Below are 19,922 nucleotides of genomic sequence, written 5' to 3'. Positions count from 1 at the left end.
GTCATTCTCATCGGATCATTCTCATCGGATCAGCCCCGTCCGATCAACGCGGCGCCTCGGTCTGCTCGACAAGCTGGGCGACCAGCGCCTCCACCTGCTTCCCCTCGATCTCGGCGGCAGGGCTGAGCAGCAGGCGATGGCGCAGGACCGAACCGGCCAGCGCCTTCACATCGTCCGGCACCACATAGTCGCGGCCGTCCAGAGCGGCGCGGGCACGGGCGGCACCCGCCAGCAGCACTGCCGCGCGCGGGCTGGCACCGCTGGCAAGGTCGGGGCTTTCGCGCGTGGCACGCACCAGGCGCACGATGTAGTCGGTCACGCTTTCGGCCAGGGTCACTTGCGAAACCGCGCGCGAAGCCGCCTCGATCACGCCATGGTTCGCCACCGTCTCCACCCCGCACATGGCAGGCGTGGGAGCACCGCGATTCTCGCCGAAGCGAGTGACGATGCGCAGTTCCTCGTCGAAGCTGGGATAATCGACGCCAACCTTGAACAAGAAGCGGTCGAGCTGCGCTTCGGGCAAGGGATAGACTCCCTGGCTCTCGATCGGGTTCTGCGTGGCCACCACCATGAACTGTTCGGGCAGCGCATGGGCGGTGCCGTCCAGGGTGACGCGGCGTTCCTGCATGGCTTCGAGCAGGGCGGCCTGGGTCTTGGGCGGGGTGCGATTGATCTCGTCCGCCAGCAGCAGGTCGCAGAAGATCGGTCCATGCGTCAGCGTGAACTGGCTGGTCTGGAAGTTGAACAGGTTGGAGCCCAGGATATCGCCCGGCATCAGGTCCGGCGTGAACTGGATGCGGCCGAAGTCCAGCCCCAGCGTCGCCGCGAAGCACTGCGCCAGGAATGTCTTGGCGGTTCCCGGCGGACCTTCCAGCAGGACATGCCCACGCGCCAGCAGCGCGATCAGCAGATGCTCCACCGTCTCGCCCTGGCCGACCACGGCCTTGGCGATCTGTTCGCGGATGCTCCCCGCCAACGCGGCGACCCCGGAGAGGTCGACTGCGAATTCGGGAGATACGGCATCGGTCATCGGGTCAGCATCCTTTCGAGCGCGTGCAAATCGCGCGCGGCCTTGACGAGATCGTGCGGCTTGCGCGCATGTTTGAGGCGTGCGGCAATCGCTGAAAATGGTTCGACATCGCCCTTGCGCGAAGCCAGCGCGCGGTCGATCGCAGCGTCCGCCTGCTCGGGCGGCAGGCTGCGCGGCAGGGCCAGGGCATGGACCAGCCTGTCGCGCGTGCGGTCGGCATAGGGCCCGCCGATCAGGTGCAGGCGGCCCGAGCGGCGCACCAGCCCGGCGGAATTGGCGACGAGCGCGCGCTTGCCGAAGGCGATGGCCCGCTCCGAAGCGAGCGGCGGCCCGAAGCGCAGGAATGCACGCCAGCCCAGCACCAGCGCCGCAAGCAGTAGACACAGCGTCGCCGCCAGGAACGGCGGCGTGAAGGCCAGGGTCAGCAGGTTCTGCGCGCGCCCGAAACCGTTCAGGGTGAGATCGAATGTGATCGGGCTGCCGGGCTCCACTTCGCCGGCATCGACGATGGCGTCCACAAGTTCTGCGGAACGGCGGTCGGCCATGCCCCAGTTGTCTACCAGGTCCGGCTCGAAGATCACGACCAGCGGGTAGAGATCCTCGTCGTCCACCTCGCTGCGCATCCGGTTCGGGGCTTGCCGCTCCAACCCGGCATAGCTGCCGCCATCGTCGATGAAGCCCGCAAGCAGGCGTCCGTCCTGTTCCCACACCAGCGGCACGAGCCTTTCGCCCTTGCCGGATTGCAGGTGCTTGCGGCTGGGCAGCGTGCCGCCCCGTCCGAAGCCGAGCCAGCGCGCCGGTTGTCCGTTGGCATCGACCTGCCCTTGCACGACCGTGACATCGTCGAGAAATCCGCGCCATTCGACCGGGCGCACCCCTGCCACGTTGACCCAGCCCGGCTCGGCATCCTTCTGCTGGCGATTGGTCGGGAAGGCCGTCCATTTCGGCAGGATCACCAGCGTCGGCCCGAGATAGCGATGGCCGGCAACGATCTTCTCGATATCCTTCCCGTCCGCGCCGGCCGGAGGGGTCAGTATCAGCAGCCCCTCCTTTTCCAGTTGGCCGCCATTGCGCGCGCGAATCACCGGATGGCCGCGCCGTTCCAGGTAGCGCGTCATCGCGGCATAGCCGTTGAGTCCGCGCCCGTCGGCATGGGCCTGGCCGTCATTGGTCGAGCCGAAGCCGGTGCCCGTCCCGATCATCCACAACAGCGCCAGGAACAGCGCCGAACCGATCAGAACCAACGCCAGCACCGCCCAGCGCGAGAAAGGATTGGCGCCAACCGGTATTCCGCTGTCGACGGCAGGGGCAGCGGCGGCAGAAGAGGCGGCTAGAGTGCTGACAGTCCCGCTCATGCGCGCAGCTCTATCCGGGCGAAGCGGGCATAGGCCGCGCGCGCATCAGCCCAATCGCCCGCTCCCAGATCGCGCAAGGCGAAGCGACTGCGCTCCACGCGGGTCGCGATCGTGGCAAAGGCCTCGCGGCCGCTGTCGGGAAGCGTCGAGAGCGCGGAAATCTCGCGCGCGGTGCTGGCAGGGTGGAGCCAGTCCGGCCGCGCCTGCCGGATCTGGCTGACGCTGCGCCGCAGAAGCAGATGCGTCGCTTCGGCGTACCGCCCCTCCGCCGCAAGGCGATCCGCATCCTCCAGCAGGGCAAGCGCTTCTTCCGCTGCCGGTGCCCAGGCCTCGGGCACCGCCTCTCCGCTCCGCCGACGCCAAGCCTCGATTGCCGGCCCGAGGATTCGCCAGAGCACGAAAAGCGCCAGAAGAACCGCCAGCGCGATCAATATGTTCGAAAACAACGGCCACGACATGCCCAGCAGCCTGCCGATCGGCGCGAAGATCGCTTCCAACAGGCGGCCGAGCGCCTGGAGCCATTCCGGAACCTGCGCCGGTTCCAAAGTTTTGGCGGGCGCCAGCGGCGCATACTGGATATCGGCCGCGCCCCGCACGGCTTCCCAATCGCTTGCAGCGTCGCGGGACGCAGTCGCACTCGCCATCTGTGCCCCAACAGCCATACCGGGCGATGATTGGCATGGGGGGCTCAGGGGCGCAACCCGTTGCAGGAATTAGACGACTTATCTCCGCCCCCGGTCGGGGGCCCGTGTACGTCCTAGCCTCGGCTGCGCGCCTGGGCGTAAGTGCCCAGCGGACGCACGTACTTGCAATGGAAGGCAAGTTCCTGAAGCGCCAGGTCGATGCGCGGCTCGCCGGGGGCGCCTTCGATATCGGCATAGAAGGTCGTCGCGGCAAAGCTGGCGCCGATCTGGTAGCTTTCCAGCTTGGTCATGTTGACGCCGTTGGTGGCGAACCCGCCCAGCGCCTTGTAGAGCGCGGCCGGGATGTTCTTCACCTCGAAGATGAAGGTCGTCATGGCCTTTTCGCCCCGCAGCGCGAACGGATCGAGCGGCTCGCGCGCGAGGACCACGAAACGCGTGGTGTTATCCGCCGCATCCTCGACGTTTTCCTCGACGATCTTCAGGCCGTAAAGCTCGGCGGCAAGCTTCGGCGCGATCGCGCAGGCCTCGGGATCGTTCTGCTCGCGCACGAAGGCTGCGGCGCCAGCGGTATCGGCATAAGCCATCGGCACGATGCCCCGTTCGCGCAAGTAATGGCGCGACTGGCCCAGCGCCTGCGGGTGGCTGTAAGCGCCGGAGAACGGCCCGTCGCCAAGCGCCATCAGCGCATGCTCGATGCCCATGAAATGCTCGCCGACGATCGACAACCCGCTTTCCGGCAGCAGGAAATGGATGTCGGCCACGCGGCCATGCTGGGAATTCTCGATCGGGATGATCGCGCGGTCGGCCCGCCCTTCCTTCACCGCGTCCAGCGCGTCCTCGAACGAAAAGCACGGCAGCGGCAGGCACTGCGAATCGTATTCGAGCGCCGCGCGATGCGAATTGCAGCCGGGCGCGCCCTGAAACGCCGCCGCGCGCGCGGGATCGGCCACGGCGGCTTCGGTCATGCGGGCGACAAGGTCGAGAGCGGGTTCGGGATAGGAATGCATAGCGCCCGCGCGATTAAGCCGCAAAGGCGATCTCCGCAATGGCTCTTGCGCTAACCTGCTGGCAACTCTAGAGCCTGAGGCCAAAGAGGATGATAAAAACTCCATCCGTGGGGCACTCCACTTGTGGGGCACTAGGGCTAAGGGGCAAGGGCAAACAAGAAATGGATGATCGTTTCAACACCATTGCCGGCTGGGCTCTGCTTGCCGGTATCGTCGGTCTCGGTCTGACTACCGTCAGCTCTCATTACTTTCGCGCAGACAAGCCGCACCGCCCCGAAACGATGGGGTATGCCATCGAGGGCGTGGAACAGGAAAGCGAAGGCGGGGCCGAAGTGCCGATCGCCACGCTTCTTGCCAGCGCCGATCCGGCCAAGGGCCAGGCCACTTTCGCCAAGTGCGCCTCGTGCCACACGATCAACCAGGGCGGCGCCAACGGCATCGGTCCGAACCTTCACGGCGTTGTCGGCGAAGGCATCGGCCAGGGCGTAGGCGGCTTCGCCTTCTCCGATGCGCTCAAGAAAGTCGGCGGCAAGTGGGATTTCGACCAGCTGAACGATTGGCTGAAGAATCCCAAGGCTTTCGCGCCCGGCACCAAGATGACTTTTGCCGGCCTGCCCAAGGGTGAAGACCGCGCCAACGTGATCGCCTACCTCAACGCCCAGGGATCCAACCTGCCGCTCCCGGCGGCCCCTGCTGCGGCCGAAGCTCCGGCAGCTTCGCCCGCCGCCGATGCTTCCGCCGCGCCCGCGGATGGAGCTGACAAGGCCGCAGCGCCTGCCGCCGAAGCGGGCGCGCCTGCCGCTCCGTAAGCGCCAACCGGCGTAGCTGGTGTCCGGCTCAGGCCGGCTGAAGACGGTCCGCAGGCTCCACCGAATGCCTCGCGGACCGTTCTTTCATTCGGCCCCTTCTTTCATTCTGCCTGAGCGTTTTCCGGCCCCTTGAAGCCCTTGGCGATGACGTACCACTCCGACGAGCCTTTGCGGCTGGCGGGCGGCTTGGCGTGCTTCACGCTGGTGAAGCGGCGCTTGAGGATGTTCAGCAATTCGGTGTCGGTGCCGCCCGCAAAGACCTTGGCCACGAAAGTGCCGCCCGGCGCGAGATACTGGATGGCGAAGTCCGCCGCCGTCTCGACAAGGCCCATCGTGCGCAAGTGGTCGGTCTGCTTGTGGCCCACGGTGTTGGCCGCCATGTCCGAAAGCACCAGGTCCGGGGCACCCTCCAGCGCGCCTTCCAGCGCGGCCGGAGCCTCGTCGGCCATAAAATCCATCTCGAAGATGGTCACGCCCTCGATCGGGTCGGTCGGCAGCAGGTCGATGCCCACGACTTTGGCCTTGGGGCATTTCTGACGCAGCACCTGGCTCCAGCCGCCCGGCGCGATGCCAAGGTCGACCGCGCGGGTCACGCCTTTGAACAAGTCGAACTTCTCGTCCAGCTCGATCAGCTTGTAGGCCGCGCGGCTGCGATAGCCGTCGGCCTTGGCCAGCTTGACGTAAGGATCGTTGAGCTGGCGGGTCAACCAGCGCGCCGAACTGACGGTGCGCTTCTTGGCGGTGCGAAGCCGCTCGTGGGGATCGCGTCCGGAACGGCTCATGGCCGGTTCTCCAAATGTTGGGGGCTCCCGGCCAGGGCCAGGTTCTTGTTGCTTGAATGCGAGGCGATGAGACTGCGCAGTATGCCTTCGCGAATGCCGCGATCGGCCACGCCGAGCCGGGCCGCAGGCCACAGGTCCAGGATCGATTCCAGGATCGCGCAACCGGCGACGACCAGATCCGCCCGCTCGCGCCCGATGCAGTTCACTTCGCGGCGTTCCTCGATCGACATCGACGAAAGCCGCGAACTGATCTCGCGCATCGATTCGGCTGGCACGATCAACCCGTCCACCATGCGGCGGTCGTATTGCGGCAGTTCGAGGTGGAGGCTGGCGAGCGTCGTCACCGTTCCGCTGGTGCCCAGCAGGCGCAACGGCCCCGTTTGCGAGGCACCCTCGCGCGCCGGACCGACGCGCTTGGCGAAGGCGGAAAAGCTTTCTGACACCAGCCCGTGCATGTGGCGGTAGCGTTCAAGCCGCTCCTCCAGGGTGGTGCCCTCCGGCCCGCAGCTTTCGGTGAGGGAAACCACGCCCCAAGGCACGGATTGCCAATCGAGGATGCGCGACACCGTGCCGGTGCTCTCGATCAGGACAAGCTCGGTGGAGCCGCCGCCGATGTCGAAGATCATCGCCGGGCCGAACCCTTCCTCCAGCAGGACATGGCAGCCGAGCACCGCCAGCCGCGCTTCCTCGCGCGCGCTGATGATGTCGAGCGCGATGCCGGTTTCCTCGCGCACGCGCTCGATGAACTCCGGCCCGTTCTCGGCCCGACGGCAGGCCTCGGTGGCCACGGAGCGGGCGAGGTAGACGTTGCGGCGCATCAGCTTGTCGGCGCAGACCCGCAAGGCGGCCAGTGTGCGGTCCATCGCCGCGTCGGACAGGCGGCCGGACTGGGCCAGCCCTTCTCCCAGCCGCACGACCCGGCTGAAGGCATCGATGACCGTGAAGTTCTCGCCCGAGGGACGTGCGATCAGCAGGCGGCAATTGTTCGTGCCGAGGTCGATCGCGGCGTAGGACTGCCGGTAAGGCCGGACGATGCCGCCCGCCATTCCACCCATTTGCGTCGGTACGAAAGACGGCGGTACGAACGACGACGGTGCGAGCGGCGGCGCCGAAGCCTTGGCTTCCGCAACCCTACCCTCGCCGCCATCGGGCTGAACGCGCGGCTTTTTCGCGGAACGTGCTGCCCCCTTGCGCGCGCCTCGCTTTCGGCTGCCGGCCCGCTTCGGTTCGGCCCGTTTTGATTCGGCAGGGCGCGATTCCGAGTGACGGGGCGACGCCTGCGAGCCGGATGTCTTCTCTTCGCGCGGCGCTCCGCCTGCCTCGGCGGCGCTGCCCGGAGGGCGCGCCTTTGCCTTGGCCGTGCCGGGTCCGGATGAGCGTGACTTGCCCTTCCTCGCCTTGCGCCGCCTTCCCGTGCGGCCCGACACATCGACTCTTGCTGCCGGCGGATCTTGCTCCGCCATGATAAATAATCTCGTTCGAATAAATCTTACCGCCGTGCGCGGCGGATACCTGACGCGATGCTAACGTCCCCCGGGCAAAGGGGCAACCCTGACCGCAAAAAGGGTGCTTGACGCGAATCAGAAGCCCTACTAGAGGGGCGCCTCCCGATGCCCCGTCGTCTAATGGTAAGACTACGGATTCTGATTCCGTCTATCGAGGTTCGAATCCTCGCGGGGCATCCAGACATCCCTAAATCGCTGAAACTGTTGGCCTTGGGCTGATGGATGCCTGCGTCTCGGCAGGTTTTGCCTTGACGATGTTCGGCTCGCCGAATCGCGCACCCGCCGCGTCGCGCGTTCCCGCTTGTCGCGATCGCCCTGCCCGCATGATCCTGCCGATCCAACCGCGCGAATCGGCTGCCCAACCGCGCGGGATCACGAAAAATGGGCGGCCTGCGAGAGGCCGCCCGAAGTCGGGGAGAAGCGGCTGGCACCGCCCGCAAGGTTCGCCCTGGCGGTGCACGACCGGCAAACCCCTCATCGCAGCGCCCCCGATGTCCGGCATTGATCGCGGTCAAATGCGCTGCTTAATTATCGCGCGCGGCTGCCGTCCTGTCCGACATGGACCTTCCCCGCTTTACCCCTACGCCGATCCCGCGCGAACGCCGGCGCAAGCGGTGCCTGCATGTGACGCTGACCGACAGGGAGGGGACGCCGATCGAAGTCATGGTCCGCAACGTTTCCTCGCACGGGCTCAGCGCGGCGGCGGCGGGTGCTCCTCCTGCGTGCAACGAGGTGGTCCGCGCGACCATGGACGACGGTCGCGAGCTATGGGGATTGGTGCGCTGGGTGAAGGGCAACCTGTTCGGCGTGGAGTTCGACATCCGCGCCACCTGAATCACACCGCCTGAATCACACAGCCTGAATCAGACCGCCGAACTGAACCGCCGCAGCGAATCCTTGCGATAAGGATCGAAGCGCGCCGCGATCGAGCGCGCGTAAGGCAGGCCTTCCGGAAGGATCACCAGATCGCCTCGATCGCTGTCGCAAAGGCCGGCTTCGAAGTAGGGTGACAGGAGCGGCCAGGCCTCGCACTGAAGGTCCGCCTCGATCCGCGCCCGGCCCCGGCACAGCAGCGCCTCTATCACCGCCGCGCGTCGTCGATCTTCAACGGTGCGCCGGATACCGCGATGGGCGGTCAGCCGGTCCTGCGACAGCTTCATGCGATAGCGGCCGGTGTTCTTCTCGTTCTGGACCAGAAGATCGGGAAAGCCGCTGATCGAGGACGCGCCGAAGCCCAGGAGCACCGGCGCGGTATCTTCGGTGAAACCCTGGAAATTGCGCCGCAGCTTTCCGCTCAGCGTTGCCTGCGCCAGCGCGTCGCCGGGCCGGGCGAAGTGATCGAAGCCCACCGGAACGTACCCCGCGTCGACCAGCAGGCCATAGCCCCGCGCAGCCATGGCGAAGCGCTCTCCGGCATCCGGCAGCGCCTGCGCGTCGATCTTGCGCTGGCGCGCGATCAGGTGCGGAACGTGCGCATAGCCGAACAGCGCGATCCGGTCCGCGCCCAGCGCGACGGATCGCGCCAGCGAATCCTCCAGATGCGCCATGGTCTGGCCGGGCAGCCCGTACATCAGGTCGAAATTGAGCGATTCGACGCCCGCCCGGCGGAGCATGCCGGTGGTTTCCTCGATCATGCGCGCCGGTTGCACGCGGCCGATCGCCTGCTGGAGTTCCGGCGCAAAAGTCTGCACGCCCAGGCTGGCACGGGTGATGCCCACCGCTCCGATCACCGCGCCCCAGTCGGGGGCCATCGTACGCGGGTCCAGCTCGATCGAGAGAACCGGGTTCGCGGCGGAGAACTGAAGGGCCAGCGCATCGACCAGCCGCACGAAATCGACTGGCGATATGCCATTGGGGCTGCCCCCGCCGAATGCGATCCGCGTGACTCGGGCGTCTCGCGGCAGGCGCTCGGCAACGAGGCCGATTTCGCGGTGAAGGGCATCGAGATAGCCGGACACCCGATCGGTGCGGTTGGCCACGCTGGTGTTGCAGCCGCAGTACCAGCAGATCTTCTCGCAGAACGGGATGTGGACGTAGAGCGACACGTCGCCATCCGTCCGTTCCAGCGCCTCCAGGAAAGTTTCGGCGCCCACCGAATCGTCGAACTCCGCCGCCGTGGGAAAGCTCGTGTAGCGGGGCACGGGAGTCGCGAGAAGATCGGGATGATAGGTCCACATGCGCACGAGGATCGCGCCTGAGGCTCGCCCCGTCATTGCGCTCGATCAATGCGTTAAAACTCCCGGAAATTCGGAGGTTTTTGCGCGCGATCAATTCCTTGCAGGCCGTGCGGGGCCAGATCGTGGCTGCTGCCGCTCAAGAGGGGGGAACCCGCATGGTGCGGCCCCGGCGGCGCAGGAAAGACCGAACATGCGCAAGATCACCCTGCTCGCGGCCACCACGCTCGTCGCGGGCGCGGCCGCCGCGATTTCCACTCCGGCCCTGGCGGGAAGCCCCGATGGCAAGTGGCAGGTCAAGGTGCTCGGCACGGCGGTGCTGCCGGACGGGAAGATCGACACGATCAAGTCGATCGACACCGATACGACCTTGGGCGGAACGCTGGCGACGCTGAACGACGTAGGCACACGGGCGAACGACAATGTCGTGCCGACCCTGGCGGTGGAGTACTTCTTCACCAAGGCCTTCTCGGTGGAAACGATCTGCTGCTTCACTCAGCACCACGTCAGCGGCACCGGCGACATCGCCGGCGCGGGTCTGGTCGATCACGTGCTGATCCTGCCTGCCACGGTGACCGCGAAGGCGCATCTCGACACCGGCACGCCGTTCAAGCCCTATGTGGGCGCCGGCCCGGCCTGGTTCTTCGTGTTCGACGAGAAGCCGGGCGACACCGCCCGCGCGCTGAGCGTGGACAAAGTGAAGATGTCGAACAAGCTGGGCTTCGCGCTTCAGGCAGGCATGGACATCGCCATCAACGACAAGGGCCTGGGCCTCTCGCTCGACGCCAAGAAGTATTGGGTGAAGCCCACCGCATCCTTCTATCAGGACGGCGATCTGGCGCTGAAGACGCGCCACGACCTTGACCCCTGGGTGCTGAGCGCCGGCGTTTCCTATCGCTTCTGACATAATAAGAGGGGAGCTTCGGGCTCCCCTTTTCGGCAAGGGTTAGCCGGCCTCTGCGATCAGGGCCTGACGATCGAGGAGAATGACATCACGCCGCGAGGGCAGGTCGATCAGGCGGTCGTTCTTGAAACGGGTGAACTGGCGGCTCACCGTCTCGATGGTGAGGCCCAGCACATCGGCGATCTGCTGGCGTGAGAACGGCAGGGTGATGCGGCGCGGGCCGGCATCCTCGAAATTCCACGCGCAGCCTGGCGGCTGCAAGCGCTCCTCCATTTCCAGGAGGAAGCTGGCCAGCTTCTCCGAGGCCGACTTGCGCCCCAGCAGCAGCATCCAGCGGCGCGTGCGGTCCAATTCGGCCAGGGTGCGTTCCAGCAGCTTGTGCTCCAGCGCCGGGTGCTCACGCGCGAAGGCATCGAAATCGCGGCGGGAAAACACGCAGACCGTGGCTTCGGTCAGTGCCGTGGCGCCGTGGCCGGTCGTACCGCCGAAGGGCCGCCCGATGAAGTCGGACGGATAGACCACGCCGACGATCTGCTCCCGCCCATCCTCGGTATTGGTCGATAGCTTGAGCACGCCGTCGATCACATTGGCGACGAGAACCGAATCCTCGCCCTCCCAGATCAGCGATTCGCCGGGCTGGATCGTGCGGGTGCGCCCGATCGCGTTGAGCGCCTCCAGCTCTTTCGCATCGAGGGATGAACAGATCGCCCGGTTCCGAACGACGCAGAGGTCACAGTTCGCCATAAGCGCGCGATAACAGCCGCTTCCCCTTGGCTCAAGGTCAGCTTACCGCCGATTCCAGCAGGCGCATGGTTCCGGCATCCGCATCGATCTCAACCGGCAGGCCCACCGGTACGCTGAGTTGCGCGGCGATATGGCCGATCTGCAAGCCCTGGAAGGCCGGCACCCGAAGGCCGGAAAACTGCCGGTCCAGCACTTCGTAGATCGTGAAGTTGGAATAGCCGCCGTCGGGATTGCGGCAGCCGGTGCATTGGCCGAAGACCACGCCCGCCACTTTGTCGAACACGCCCGCCAGCGCCAGCTGCGTCAGCATGCGGTCGATCCGGTACTCGGATTCGTTGGTGTCCTCGATGAACAGCACCGCGCCGGTGAAGTCGGGCAGGTAGGGCGTGCCGACAAGGGCCGTGAGCACCGAGAGATTGCCGCCGAGCAACCGCCCTTGCGCCTTGCCGCCCCGAAACGTGCGCAAGTCCTTGCCCCGGCCGGACAGATTCGCGCCTGCGCCCTCGGGCACTTGCCAGGTCGGTGTCGCCCCCTCGAAGGCCACTGCCTGGAACGAGGCCCAGGCCGCCGGCGGCCAGGACGCCGAGGCGTTCGGGCCATGCACGCTGGCGACACCGGTGCGCGCCGCGAAGGCGAGGTGCAATGCGGTATTGTCGCTGAAGCCGACGAACAACTTTGGGTTCGCCGCGATCCGCTTGTAATCGAGCAGCGGCAGGATGCGCGCGCAACCCCAGCCGCCACGCACTGCCATGATCGCGCGGACCTTGTCGTCCTCGAACATGGCCATCAGATCGTCGGCCCGCGTCCGATCCGATCCGGCCAGATAGCCCTCCCGCTGGAGCATGTGCAGCGCGGGACGCGGCTCCAGCCCCATGGCGCGCACGGTGGCCATGATCTGCTCCAGCCCGAAACGGTCACCCACGAAACCGGCGGGCGCCACCAGCCCCAGCACGTCGCCTTCTCTGAGGCGCGGCGGCTTGATCAGTCGCGGAACGGTTGTGTGGGCCGGTGCCGAAAAGGCGGGAAGAGACGGTATTGCGGAGGCGGCTGCAAGAGTGCCGAATCCGGCCATCGCGGCACGTCGTGTCATGGTCGTGTTCGACATGAAGTTCAGACTAGGCGATCGCCTCCCTTGCGCGCAACCGCAAGCTACTTAAATCCTTACCCTCTCGACGCCGCGCCTCCCAGCGGCCATGGAATGCAGATGACCGAACCAGAAGACAAGAAAGTCACCAACCGCCGGTTCTACAAGGCGGAACAGGAAGCCAACTTCGCGGATGCGCAGGAAGGCACGATCCAGACCCAGAACCCGGCCTATCGCCTCGCCTTCCAGGACACCGACTTCCTGCTGCGCGACGAACTGCGGCCGGTGCGTTTCCAGCTCGAACTGCTCAAGACCGAGATGCTGCTGGAAGAGGCCAATATCGGCTCGACCATGGTGATGTACGGCTCCGCCCGCATCCCCGCGCCGGAAAACGCCGAAGGCGTGCTGGCGATGGCCAAGACCGACGAAGAAAAGAAAGTCGCCGAGCGCCTCGTTGCCAAGGCGAAGTACTACGACGAAGCCCGCAAGCTCGCTCGCCTCGCCAGCCAGTGCTCGGTGGTGGAAAAGGGCATGCGCCAGTTCGTGGTGTGCTCGGGCGGCGGCCCCTCGATCATGGAAGCGGCCAATCGCGGTGCAAGCGAAGTGGGCGCGGAATCGCTGGGTCTCAACATCGTGTTGCCCCATGAGCAGGCGCCCAACCTGTTCGTCACGCCGCGTCTCTCGTTCCAGTTCCACTACTTCGCCTTGCGCAAGATGCACTTCCTACTGCGCGCCCGCGCGGTGGCGGTGTTCCCCGGCGGCTTCGGCACGTTCGACGAATTCTTCGAACTGCTCACCCTGATCCAGACCGGCAAGATGAAACCGCTGCCGATCCTGCTTTACGGCAAGGAGTTCTGGGAACGCGTGGTCAATTTCGAAGCGCTGGCCGAGGAAGGCGTGATCAACAAGCAGGACCTCAAGCTGTTCCACTGGTGCGAAACCGCCGAGGAAGGCTGGAAGGTCGTCCAGAAGTTCTACGATCTGGAGTGCTGACAAGGGTTTGGGGAGCGGGCCTCAGGCCTGCTCCCCTTGGTCAGTTAGTGCGCTTCATCGCCTCAAACGCCTCGTCATCCTGAACTTGTTTCAGGATCTATCGCGCGGCCGAAACCATCAGCCTGACCGGCGCGATGGATCCTGAAACAAGTTCAGGATGACGGTACTTTCGAGCGAGAGGTAGGGAACGAACCTACCCTCGAACGTGATGTCCCAACGGGCCATGCCCCTCGCCAAACCCAGGCGCATTGAGCAAGGCCGAGCGCACGTAGTCGCGGGCGCTGACGATCGCCGCCTCCAGGCCGGCGCCCTGCCCCATGAACGTCGCGATCGCGCTGGAGAACGTACAGCCGGTGCCGTGGGTATGCCGCGTCTCGATGCGCGGCGCGGTCCACGACAGCGGCAGTTCGCCGGGCCGCAGCAGCCTGTCCTCCACGATCGGTCCCTCGGCATCGCCGCCCTTGGCGATATAGGCCACGCGGCGCGCCGCCATCGCGACATCCCCGCCCAGCGCCGCCAGTTCCGGAACATTCGGCGTGGTCAGCGTGGCAACCGTCATCAACCGCTCGAAAGCCTCGATCGTCGCCGCATCGGCCAGCACCGAGCCGCTCGTCGAAATCATCACCGGATCGAACACCACCGGCACTCCCAGCCCTTCCAGCCGATCCGCCACGACATGGGCGATCGCCGGACTGCCCAGCATACCGATCTTCACCGCATCCACGCCAATGTCGGAAACGCAGGCGTCGATCTGCGCCGCCACCATCTCCGGCGAGAGCGCCACCACATCGGTCACACCGCAAGTATTCTGCGCCGTGATCGCAGTGATCGCGGTCATGGCATAGCCGCCCAGCATCACGATGGTCTTGATATCGGCCTGGATACCGGCGCCTCCCGAGCTGTCGGAACCGGCGATGGAGAGGATGCGGGGCGGTGTGATCATGGCGCTCCCTTGCCGTTTCGGGCCGATGGTGTCGAGGGAAGAGAAGAGGAAGTCCTGGGGGATGATCCCCCAGACCCTCGGAATGTCTAGGTCGGGTGCGACTACACCTCGCGCACTCCCTGCGGCGCAGCCAAAAAGTCTCCAGACGCAACCATGAGCACACAACCGATAGGCGGGGCGTGACCTAGACGGTATTGGGGATACAGGGGGCCCAAGAAAGACTTTGGGCTCCCCTGCTCTATTCTACCCCTTGAACCTGCGCTCCTTCGAAGGCGGCGCGGAATCGAAATGCCGCTTCGCCCGCGTCGGTCGGTCCAGCAGTTCGCCCCCGCAATTGGGGCAAAGCTCGTCGAGGTCGTCTGCACATTCCGCGCAGTAGGTGCATTCGAAGCTGCAGATGAACGCGCCGGGGGCATCGGCCGGGAGGTCGGTGCCGCAGCGTTCGCAGTCGGGGCGCATTTCGAGAGCCATCAGGCGGCAGCCTCTTCCACGGCGGCGCAGATCGAGGCCACGGCGGCCTCCACCTGTCCGGCATCGTCGCCTTCCGCCATCACCCGGATCAGCGGTTCGGTGCCCGAGGCACGGATGACGAGGCGTCCGCTACCGTTGAGCGAGGCTTCCGCATCGGCGATGGCGCTCTTGACGCTGGCGGCCTCCAGCGGCTGCCCGCCCGAGAAGCGCACATTGCGCAGCAGTTGCGGCACCGGATCGAAGAGATGGAGCAGTTCACTCGCCCGCTTGCCCGACTGGACCAGCGCGGCCAGTACCTGAAGCGCCGCGACGGTGCCGTCTCCGGTGGTGGCATGGTCCAGCAGGATCATGTGGCCGGACTGTTCGCCGCCGACATTGAAACCGCCCGAGCGCATGCGTTCGAGCACGTGGCGGTCGCCCACCTTGGTGCGTTCGAGGGTGAGCCCCTGCCCTTGCAGATAGCGTTCGAGGCCGAGGTTCGACATGACCGTGGCCACCACACCGCCGCCCCGAAGCGCGCCTCGCGCTGCAAGCTGGGTGCCGATCAGCGCCATGATCTGGTCGCCGTCCACGGTCTTGCCCTTTTCGTCCACCACGATCAGGCGGTCGGCGTCGCCGTCGAGGGCGATGCCGATATCCGCGCCCGAGGACACCACGGTCTCCTGGAGCATCTCGACGTGGGTGGAGCCGCACTTGGCGTTGATATTGCGACCATTGGGCGAAACGCCGACGGCCACGATCTCCGCGCCGAGTTCCCACAGCGCGGAAGGCGCGACCTGGTAGGCGGCGCCATTGGCGCAATCGAGCGCGATCTTGAAGCCGTCCAGGCGCACGGCCTCGGGCAGCGAGCGCTTGACGGCGTGGATGTAGCGGCCGCCCGCGTCATCGATGCGGCGGGCGCGGCCAATGTCTTCGGAGGCGGCGAGCGGGATATCCTGCCCTAGCAGGGCCTCGATCGCCATCTCGTCCTCGTCGGAAAGCTTGAAGCCGTCCGGGCCGAACAGCTTGATGCCGTTGTCCTCGTAAGGGTTATGGCTGGCAGAGATCATCACGCCGACGTCGGCGCGCAACTCGCGGGTCAGCAGCGCGACCGCCGGGGTCGGCATCGGGCCGAGCAACACAACGTCCATGCCCACGCTGGTAAAGCCCGCGACCATCGCGTTCTCCAGCATGTAGCCGGACAGGCGCGTGTCCTTGCCGATCACCACCCGGTGACGGTGGGTGCCGCGCAGGAAGCGCGTGCCGGCCGCCTGGCCGACCTTCATGGCAATGGCGGCGGTCATCGCGCCCTGGTTGGTGCGACCGCGAATGCCGTCGGTGCCGAAGAACTGTCTGCTCATGACCTCCCCTTGGAGTCTGTCTCGTTAATGCCGGATGACGGCACGGCTCCTCGTTCCCACTAACGCCGGATTCTGTAAATTGCCATGGTGGACAGACTGCCCCTCAGGCTTCCAGCTCGATGTCCCAGTAGAGCCAGTCGCGCCAGGTTTCGTGGAGGTAATTGGGGGGGAAGGCCCGGCCGCGTTCCTGCAATTGCCAGCTCGTCGGCCGGATCGGCGCCACCAGCGGGGGCATGTTCGCCTGCTTGGGCGTGCGGCCGCCCTTCTTGAGGTTGCAGGGCGCGCAGGCGGTGAGGATGTTTTCCCAGCTTGTCCTGCCACCCAGACGGCGCGGGACGACGTGGTCGAACGTCAGTTGATGGGGGGAACCGCAATACTGGCAGCTGAACCGGTCGCGGAGGAAGAGGTTGAAGCGGGTGAAGGCGGGAAATTCGGAAGGCCGGACATATTGCCTGAGCGCGATCACCGAGGGGATCTGCATCGACCAGCTGGGGCTGTGGACCACCCGGTCGTACGTGGAGATGATGTCCACTCTTTCAAGGACGATCGCCTTGATCGCGGTCTGCCAGGGCCAGAGGCTGAGAGGGTAATAGGAAAGCGGCGTGTAATCCGCATTGAGCACTAAGGCAGGACAGTCGGAAAGACTTCGGGAGGGGTCATCCTCCGCGCTGCGGAACCGGGCCGCGCGCTCTATCAGCTCCGACTTGAGCATGGCCTCCTGTCGCAGGCCCGGATTGCGGTTTCATGGCAGCTCATGCGTTTCTTTGCAGCATCTACGCGAGTCGGCGTCAAGCCGAGACGGGGGCCGCTCCATACAACAATCCACAGGTTCGCCACAAGGATTCCACAAGCTGTCCACACACCGCCAACAGCCTGTCCCGTCCTTACCCAACTCTTGTCCACAGTCTTACCCACTTGCGACCGACGCCCGCCCGGCTAGGAGCGGAAGCAATGATCCGCACGCGCTTCGCCCCCAGCCCCAACGGCCCCCTGCACCTGGGCCATGCCTATGCAGCCATGGTCGCGCACGATCTCGCCCGCGACAGGGGCGGCGAATTCCTGCTGCGAATCGAGGATATCGACGGCGAGCGCAGCCGCGCCGAGTTCGTCGAGGAATTCTTCCTCGATCTCGCATGGCTCGGGCTCATCCGAGATGGGGCCTGGGACGGGGAAGTCCGCTTCCAGTCGCATCGATTGGACAGCTATGCCGCAGCGGGCGAGCGCCTGAAGGCCATGGGCTTGCTCTACCCCTGCCGCTGTACCCGCGCCGAGATCGCCGCCGCCGCGACCACGATGGGTCCGGACGGCCCGGTCTATCCCGGCACCTGCCGCCATCGCGATGTCGATCCTGATGGCGCGGCCTGGCGACTGGACGTCACGGGCGCGCTCGACCTGACCGGCCCGCTCCAATGGACCGACGAAGCAGCGGGCACGCAGACGGCGGCACCGGAGATATTCGGCGATGTCGTTCTGCTGCGGAAAGACCTGCCGGCCAGCTATCACCTCGGCGCCACGCTGGACGATGCGGCGGACGGCATCACCCTCGTCACGCGCGGCATGGACCTTTTCCCCGCCAGTCACGTCCACCGCCTGCTACAGGCCCTGCTCGGACTCCCAGTACCGCTCTGGCACCATCACCCGCTGCTGATCGAACCCGATGGACGCAAGCTCGCCAAGCGGCGCGGCGCGCCTTCGCTCGGCGATCGCAGGCGTGCCGGAGAGGACGGGCCAGCCATCGTGGAGGCGCTCCGACAAGGCCGCTTCCCGGCTGGCATTTCGCTCTCGGCAGGCGTAGACCAAGGGGCATGAGCACTATTCTCATCCCGATCATCATCATCCTGATGATCCTGGTCGTCGTCAGCCTCGTGCGCGGCATCGTGGCCTTCATGCAGGGCACGAAGGAAGACCTGAACCGCGATCCGGGCTCCACCGAACCGACCGCGAACCAGCTTCTCCAGAACAAGATGATGTTCAACCGCATCAAGTATCAGGCGGCGGCGGTGATCGTCTGCGCCATCCTCCTCGCGATGGCGCGTTAGGGATTTCTCCTTGGTAAAGCTCAACAAGATTTACACCCGCACGGGTGACGACGGCACCACGGGCCTCGTCGACGGCTCCCGCCTGCCGAAATACGCGCCGCGCATGGAGGCGATCGGCGCGGTGGACGAGACGAATTGCGCGATCGGACTGGCCGTCTGCGCGCTGACCGAAACGCCGCATGGCGCCGTGCTTACCCGTATCCAGAACGACCTGTTCGACCTCGGTGCCGATCTCGCCACTCCCGGAGACGACTTCACCCCCGGCGAAATGACGTTGCGCATCGTGCCTTCGCAAGTGACCTGGCTGGAAAGCGAGATCGACGCGATCAACGCTCATCTCCAGCCGCTGCGCAGCTTCATCCTGCCCGGCGGCAGCGAGGCCGCCGCGCGCGTCCATATCGCCCGCGCCTCCGCCCGCAAGGCCGAGCGCGCCGCCGTTGCCATGGCCGCCGAAGTCCCCGCCAATCCCGCCGCGCTCGGCTATCTCAACCGGCTCAGCGACTACCTCTTCGTCCTCGCCCGGGCGGTGAATGCCAATGGGGCCGACGACGTGCTTTGGGTGCCCGGCCAGAATCGCTAGGTTCCTGGCCCGTGCGCCGATGCTAGTCCTTGCGGCGCAACAGCAGAGGAGTTCGGCAGTGCGGAAAGTGGGAATTATCGGCGCGGGCATCATGGGTTCGGGCATCGCCCAGACCGTGGCCGGAAAGGGCATGGACGTGATCCTGTCCGATATTGCGATCGAGAACGCGGAAAAGGGCAAGGCCGGCATCGCCAAGGGCCTCGCCCGGCTGGTGGCCAAGGAGAAGATCGCCCAGTCCGAAGTGGACGCGCTGCTCCCCCGCATCACCACTGCCGGCGACTATTCCGGCATGGGCGATTGCGACCTGATCATCGAGGCCGCCACCGAGCGTGAGGACATCAAGCTCAAGATCTTCTCCGCCGCGGGCGAAGTGCTGGGCGCGAACGCGATCCTCGCCTCCAACACCAGCTCGATTCCGATCACCCGCATGGCGGCCGCCTCGCCCGATCCGACGCGGTTCTGCGGGCTTCACTTCTTCAATCCGGTGCCGGTCATGGGCCTTGTCGAGGTGATCCCCGGCCTTGCGACATCCGAGGAAACCACCGCGCGGATGAAGACCTTCGGTGAGGCGCTGGGCAAGACAGTGGTGCTGGCCGGCGATGCGCCAGGTTTCGTGGTCAACCGCATCCTCTGCCCGCTGCTCAACGAGGCGATCTTCGTGCTGGGCGAGGGGCTGGCCTCGGTCGAGGATATCGACGCGGGCATGCGACTGGGCGCCAATCATCCGATGGGCCCGCTGACCCTCGCCGATTTCGTGGGCCTCGATACGCTGTACGAGATCATGAAGGTGTTCCAGGCCACCACCGGCGATCCCAAGTATCGTCCGGCGCCGCTGCTCCAGAAATACGTCGAAGCCGGCTGGTACGGCCGCAAGACGGGTCGGGGCTTCTACGACTACTCCGGCGAGGTTCCCGTCCCCACCCGCTGAGGGCTCGTTTGAAAAATGCCCATAAGGGCATTTTTAGAGCGGCGCCGGCCCACGCCCCCACCCTACCACCCAACGGTAGTATCCTGCGGGTGGTAGGGTGGGGGCGCCTGAGGACTACGGGGGGCCGGTGCCGCAAAATTCGCCTTCAGCGAATTTTCAAACGCACTCTGAGTCCTTCTTTCGGAACGCTTCATACAAGACCGGAACCCGGCGCGCGGCCTAACCGTTAGTTCGGCAAAGGAGAGCTGCAATGAGCGAACGCCCCGACGACCGCGCACCGGAAACGGTCAATCCCGAGCAGGACGAAGAAGATACCCAGGCCCAAACCCTGGCCGAGGAAGCGCAAGGCCGCGCCTCCAGCGGCCTGGGCCTGGAGGACAGCGAAAAAGTGAAGGGCGGCATCGCCGATGAGGACGATATCGAGGATCTCGTCGATCACATGAACCAGATGGACACCAGCGGCGTGATCGACATGTCCGCCTATCGCGGCGAAGAGACGATGGACGACCTCGAAAACCGCTACGGCACGCAGAACGCCGCCGATGAGGATTTCGCCGAAGACGACAGCTGAGACTACCTCAGGGCGCTCC

Annotated in this window: 22 protein-coding genes and 1 tRNA gene; 10 read left to right on the top strand and 13 right to left on the bottom strand. The window is 65.8% G+C overall.

The features are described 5' to 3' along the window. Positions 1 to 43: 43 nt before the first annotated feature. The 4 genes from RT424_RS08190 to RT424_RS08175 all read right to left on the bottom strand — a co-directional run bounded on the left by RT424_RS08190 (position 44) and on the right by RT424_RS08175 (position 4,036). Positions 44 to 1,030 (bottom strand): MoxR family ATPase, encoded by a 987-nt coding sequence (locus RT424_RS08190; RefSeq protein WP_313436141.1) that lies wholly within the window; start codon positions 1,028 to 1,030, stop codon positions 44 to 46. Then, complete coding sequence (locus RT424_RS08185) at positions 1,027 to 2,385, bottom strand: DUF4350 domain-containing protein (RefSeq protein WP_313436138.1); 1,359 nt, start codon at positions 2,383 to 2,385, stop codon at positions 1,027 to 1,029. Before RT424_RS08185 ends, RT424_RS08190 begins: the two co-directional genes overlap by 4 nt. Next, complete coding sequence (locus RT424_RS08180; protein ID WP_313436136.1) at positions 2,382 to 3,029, bottom strand: hypothetical protein; 648 nt, start codon at positions 3,027 to 3,029, stop codon at positions 2,382 to 2,384. Before RT424_RS08180 ends, RT424_RS08185 begins: the two co-directional genes overlap by 4 nt. A 113-nt stretch (positions 3,030 to 3,142) precedes the next feature. Then, positions 3,143 to 4,036: a prephenate dehydratase gene (locus RT424_RS08175; protein WP_313436133.1), complete on the bottom strand. Its 894-nt coding sequence runs from the start codon at positions 4,034 to 4,036 to the stop codon at positions 3,143 to 3,145. A 161-nt stretch (positions 4,037 to 4,197) separates the two neighbouring features. Between RT424_RS08175 and RT424_RS08170 the strand changes: the two genes are divergently transcribed. Continuing rightward, a complete protein-coding gene (locus RT424_RS08170) occupies positions 4,198 to 4,845 on the top strand; it encodes a cytochrome c family protein (RefSeq protein WP_313436131.1) in 648 nt (215 codons plus the stop codon). 101 nt (positions 4,846 to 4,946) lie between these two features. Here the strand turns inward: RT424_RS08170 and RT424_RS08165 are convergent, their stop codons facing one another. Both RT424_RS08165 and RT424_RS08160 read right to left on the bottom strand, forming a co-directional pair. After that, entirely contained in the window at positions 4,947 to 5,627 is a 681-nt protein-coding gene (locus RT424_RS08165) for an RlmE family RNA methyltransferase (RefSeq protein ID WP_313436129.1), read from the bottom strand. Then, positions 5,624 to 7,090 carry a Ppx/GppA family phosphatase gene (locus RT424_RS08160; RefSeq protein WP_313436126.1) on the bottom strand — a complete coding sequence of 489 codons (1,467 nt, stop codon included), beginning with the start codon at positions 7,088 to 7,090 and terminating at the stop codon, positions 5,624 to 5,626. Before RT424_RS08160 ends, RT424_RS08165 begins: the two co-directional genes overlap by 4 nt. A 148-nt stretch (positions 7,091 to 7,238) precedes the next feature. Between RT424_RS08160 and RT424_RS08155 the strand changes: the two genes are divergently transcribed. Beyond that, positions 7,239 to 7,312: transfer RNA gene (locus RT424_RS08155), tRNA-Gln, on the top strand. Between the two features lie 378 nt (positions 7,313 to 7,690). Next, a complete protein-coding gene (locus RT424_RS08150) occupies positions 7,691 to 7,966 on the top strand; it encodes a PilZ domain-containing protein (protein WP_313436124.1) in 276 nt (91 codons plus the stop codon). Positions 7,967 to 7,995: 29 nt separating this feature from the next. Here the strand turns inward: RT424_RS08150 and hemN are convergent, their stop codons facing one another. After that, positions 7,996 to 9,309, bottom strand: a complete 1,314-nt coding sequence (hemN, locus tag RT424_RS08145) for an oxygen-independent coproporphyrinogen III oxidase (protein WP_313436175.1) — start codon at positions 9,307 to 9,309, stop codon at positions 7,996 to 7,998. Positions 9,310 to 9,499: 190 nt separating this feature from the next. Between hemN and RT424_RS08140 the strand changes: the two genes are divergently transcribed. Beyond that, positions 9,500 to 10,210 carry an OmpW/AlkL family protein gene (locus RT424_RS08140; protein WP_313436121.1) on the top strand — a complete coding sequence of 237 codons (711 nt, stop codon included), beginning with the start codon at positions 9,500 to 9,502 and terminating at the stop codon, positions 10,208 to 10,210. Between the two features lie 42 nt (positions 10,211 to 10,252). Here the strand turns inward: RT424_RS08140 and RT424_RS08135 are convergent, their stop codons facing one another. Together RT424_RS08135 and RT424_RS08130 are read right to left on the bottom strand one after the other, a co-directional pair. Beyond that, entirely contained in the window at positions 10,253 to 10,954 is a 702-nt protein-coding gene (locus tag RT424_RS08135) for a Crp/Fnr family transcriptional regulator (protein WP_313436118.1), read from the bottom strand. A 37-nt stretch (positions 10,955 to 10,991) separates the two neighbouring features. Further along, positions 10,992 to 12,059: an LD-carboxypeptidase gene (locus tag RT424_RS08130; RefSeq protein ID WP_313436115.1), complete on the bottom strand. Its 1,068-nt coding sequence runs from the start codon at positions 12,057 to 12,059 to the stop codon at positions 10,992 to 10,994. 99 nt (positions 12,060 to 12,158) lie between these two features. Between RT424_RS08130 and RT424_RS08125 the strand changes: the two genes are divergently transcribed. Continuing rightward, the gene (locus RT424_RS08125; RefSeq protein WP_313436112.1) at positions 12,159 to 13,031 is read left to right on the top strand and encodes an LOG family protein; all 873 of its coding nucleotides are present in this window, start codon (positions 12,159 to 12,161) and stop codon (positions 13,029 to 13,031) included. Positions 13,032 to 13,224: 193 nt separating this feature from the next. Here the strand turns inward: RT424_RS08125 and thiD are convergent, their stop codons facing one another. The 4 genes from thiD to RT424_RS08105 all read right to left on the bottom strand — a co-directional run bounded on the left by thiD (position 13,225) and on the right by RT424_RS08105 (position 16,497). Beyond that, positions 13,225 to 13,974 carry a bifunctional hydroxymethylpyrimidine kinase/phosphomethylpyrimidine kinase gene (thiD, locus tag RT424_RS08120; RefSeq protein ID WP_313436109.1) on the bottom strand — a complete coding sequence of 250 codons (750 nt, stop codon included), beginning with the start codon at positions 13,972 to 13,974 and terminating at the stop codon, positions 13,225 to 13,227. 243 nt (positions 13,975 to 14,217) lie between these two features. After that, the gene (locus RT424_RS08115) at positions 14,218 to 14,445 is read right to left on the bottom strand and encodes a DUF1272 domain-containing protein (protein ID WP_086492625.1); all 228 of its coding nucleotides are present in this window, start codon (positions 14,443 to 14,445) and stop codon (positions 14,218 to 14,220) included. After that, complete coding sequence (gene glmM, locus RT424_RS08110; protein ID WP_313436105.1) at positions 14,445 to 15,785, bottom strand: phosphoglucosamine mutase; 1,341 nt, start codon at positions 15,783 to 15,785, stop codon at positions 14,445 to 14,447. The genes RT424_RS08115 and glmM overlap by 1 nt, the downstream gene beginning before the upstream one ends. Before the next feature lie 103 nt (positions 15,786 to 15,888). Next, positions 15,889 to 16,497 (bottom strand): HNH endonuclease, encoded by a 609-nt coding sequence (locus RT424_RS08105; RefSeq protein ID WP_313436102.1) that lies wholly within the window; start codon positions 16,495 to 16,497, stop codon positions 15,889 to 15,891. A 239-nt stretch (positions 16,498 to 16,736) separates the two neighbouring features. On the opposite strand from RT424_RS08105, the gene gluQRS reads away from it, so the two are divergent. From gluQRS to RT424_RS08080, 5 genes are all read left to right on the top strand, one after another. Continuing rightward, positions 16,737 to 17,594 (top strand): tRNA glutamyl-Q(34) synthetase GluQRS, encoded by an 858-nt coding sequence (gluQRS, locus tag RT424_RS08100; RefSeq protein WP_313436099.1) that lies wholly within the window; start codon positions 16,737 to 16,739, stop codon positions 17,592 to 17,594. Beyond that, the gene (locus RT424_RS08095; protein WP_313436097.1) at positions 17,591 to 17,824 is read left to right on the top strand and encodes an HIG1 domain-containing protein; all 234 of its coding nucleotides are present in this window, start codon (positions 17,591 to 17,593) and stop codon (positions 17,822 to 17,824) included. Before gluQRS ends, RT424_RS08095 begins: the two co-directional genes overlap by 4 nt. A 10-nt stretch (positions 17,825 to 17,834) precedes the next feature. After that, a complete protein-coding gene (locus RT424_RS08090) occupies positions 17,835 to 18,404 on the top strand; it encodes a cob(I)yrinic acid a,c-diamide adenosyltransferase (RefSeq protein WP_313436094.1) in 570 nt (189 codons plus the stop codon). 58 nt (positions 18,405 to 18,462) lie between these two features. Next, entirely contained in the window at positions 18,463 to 19,332 is an 870-nt protein-coding gene (locus tag RT424_RS08085) for a 3-hydroxyacyl-CoA dehydrogenase NAD-binding domain-containing protein (RefSeq protein WP_313436090.1), read from the top strand. Positions 19,333 to 19,582: 250 nt separating this feature from the next. Next, on the top strand, positions 19,583 to 19,903 hold the full coding sequence (locus RT424_RS08080) for a hypothetical protein (protein ID WP_313436087.1): 321 nt from the start codon (positions 19,583 to 19,585) through the stop codon (positions 19,901 to 19,903). Positions 19,904 to 19,922: the final 19 nt, after the last annotated feature.

This window comes from Novosphingobium sp. (assembly GCF_032093395.1).
Classification (GTDB): domain Bacteria; phylum Pseudomonadota; class Alphaproteobacteria; order Sphingomonadales; family Sphingomonadaceae; genus Novosphingobium.
Note: the sequence above shows the minus strand (reverse complement) of the source record. Positions and strands in the feature narration are given on the sequence as shown.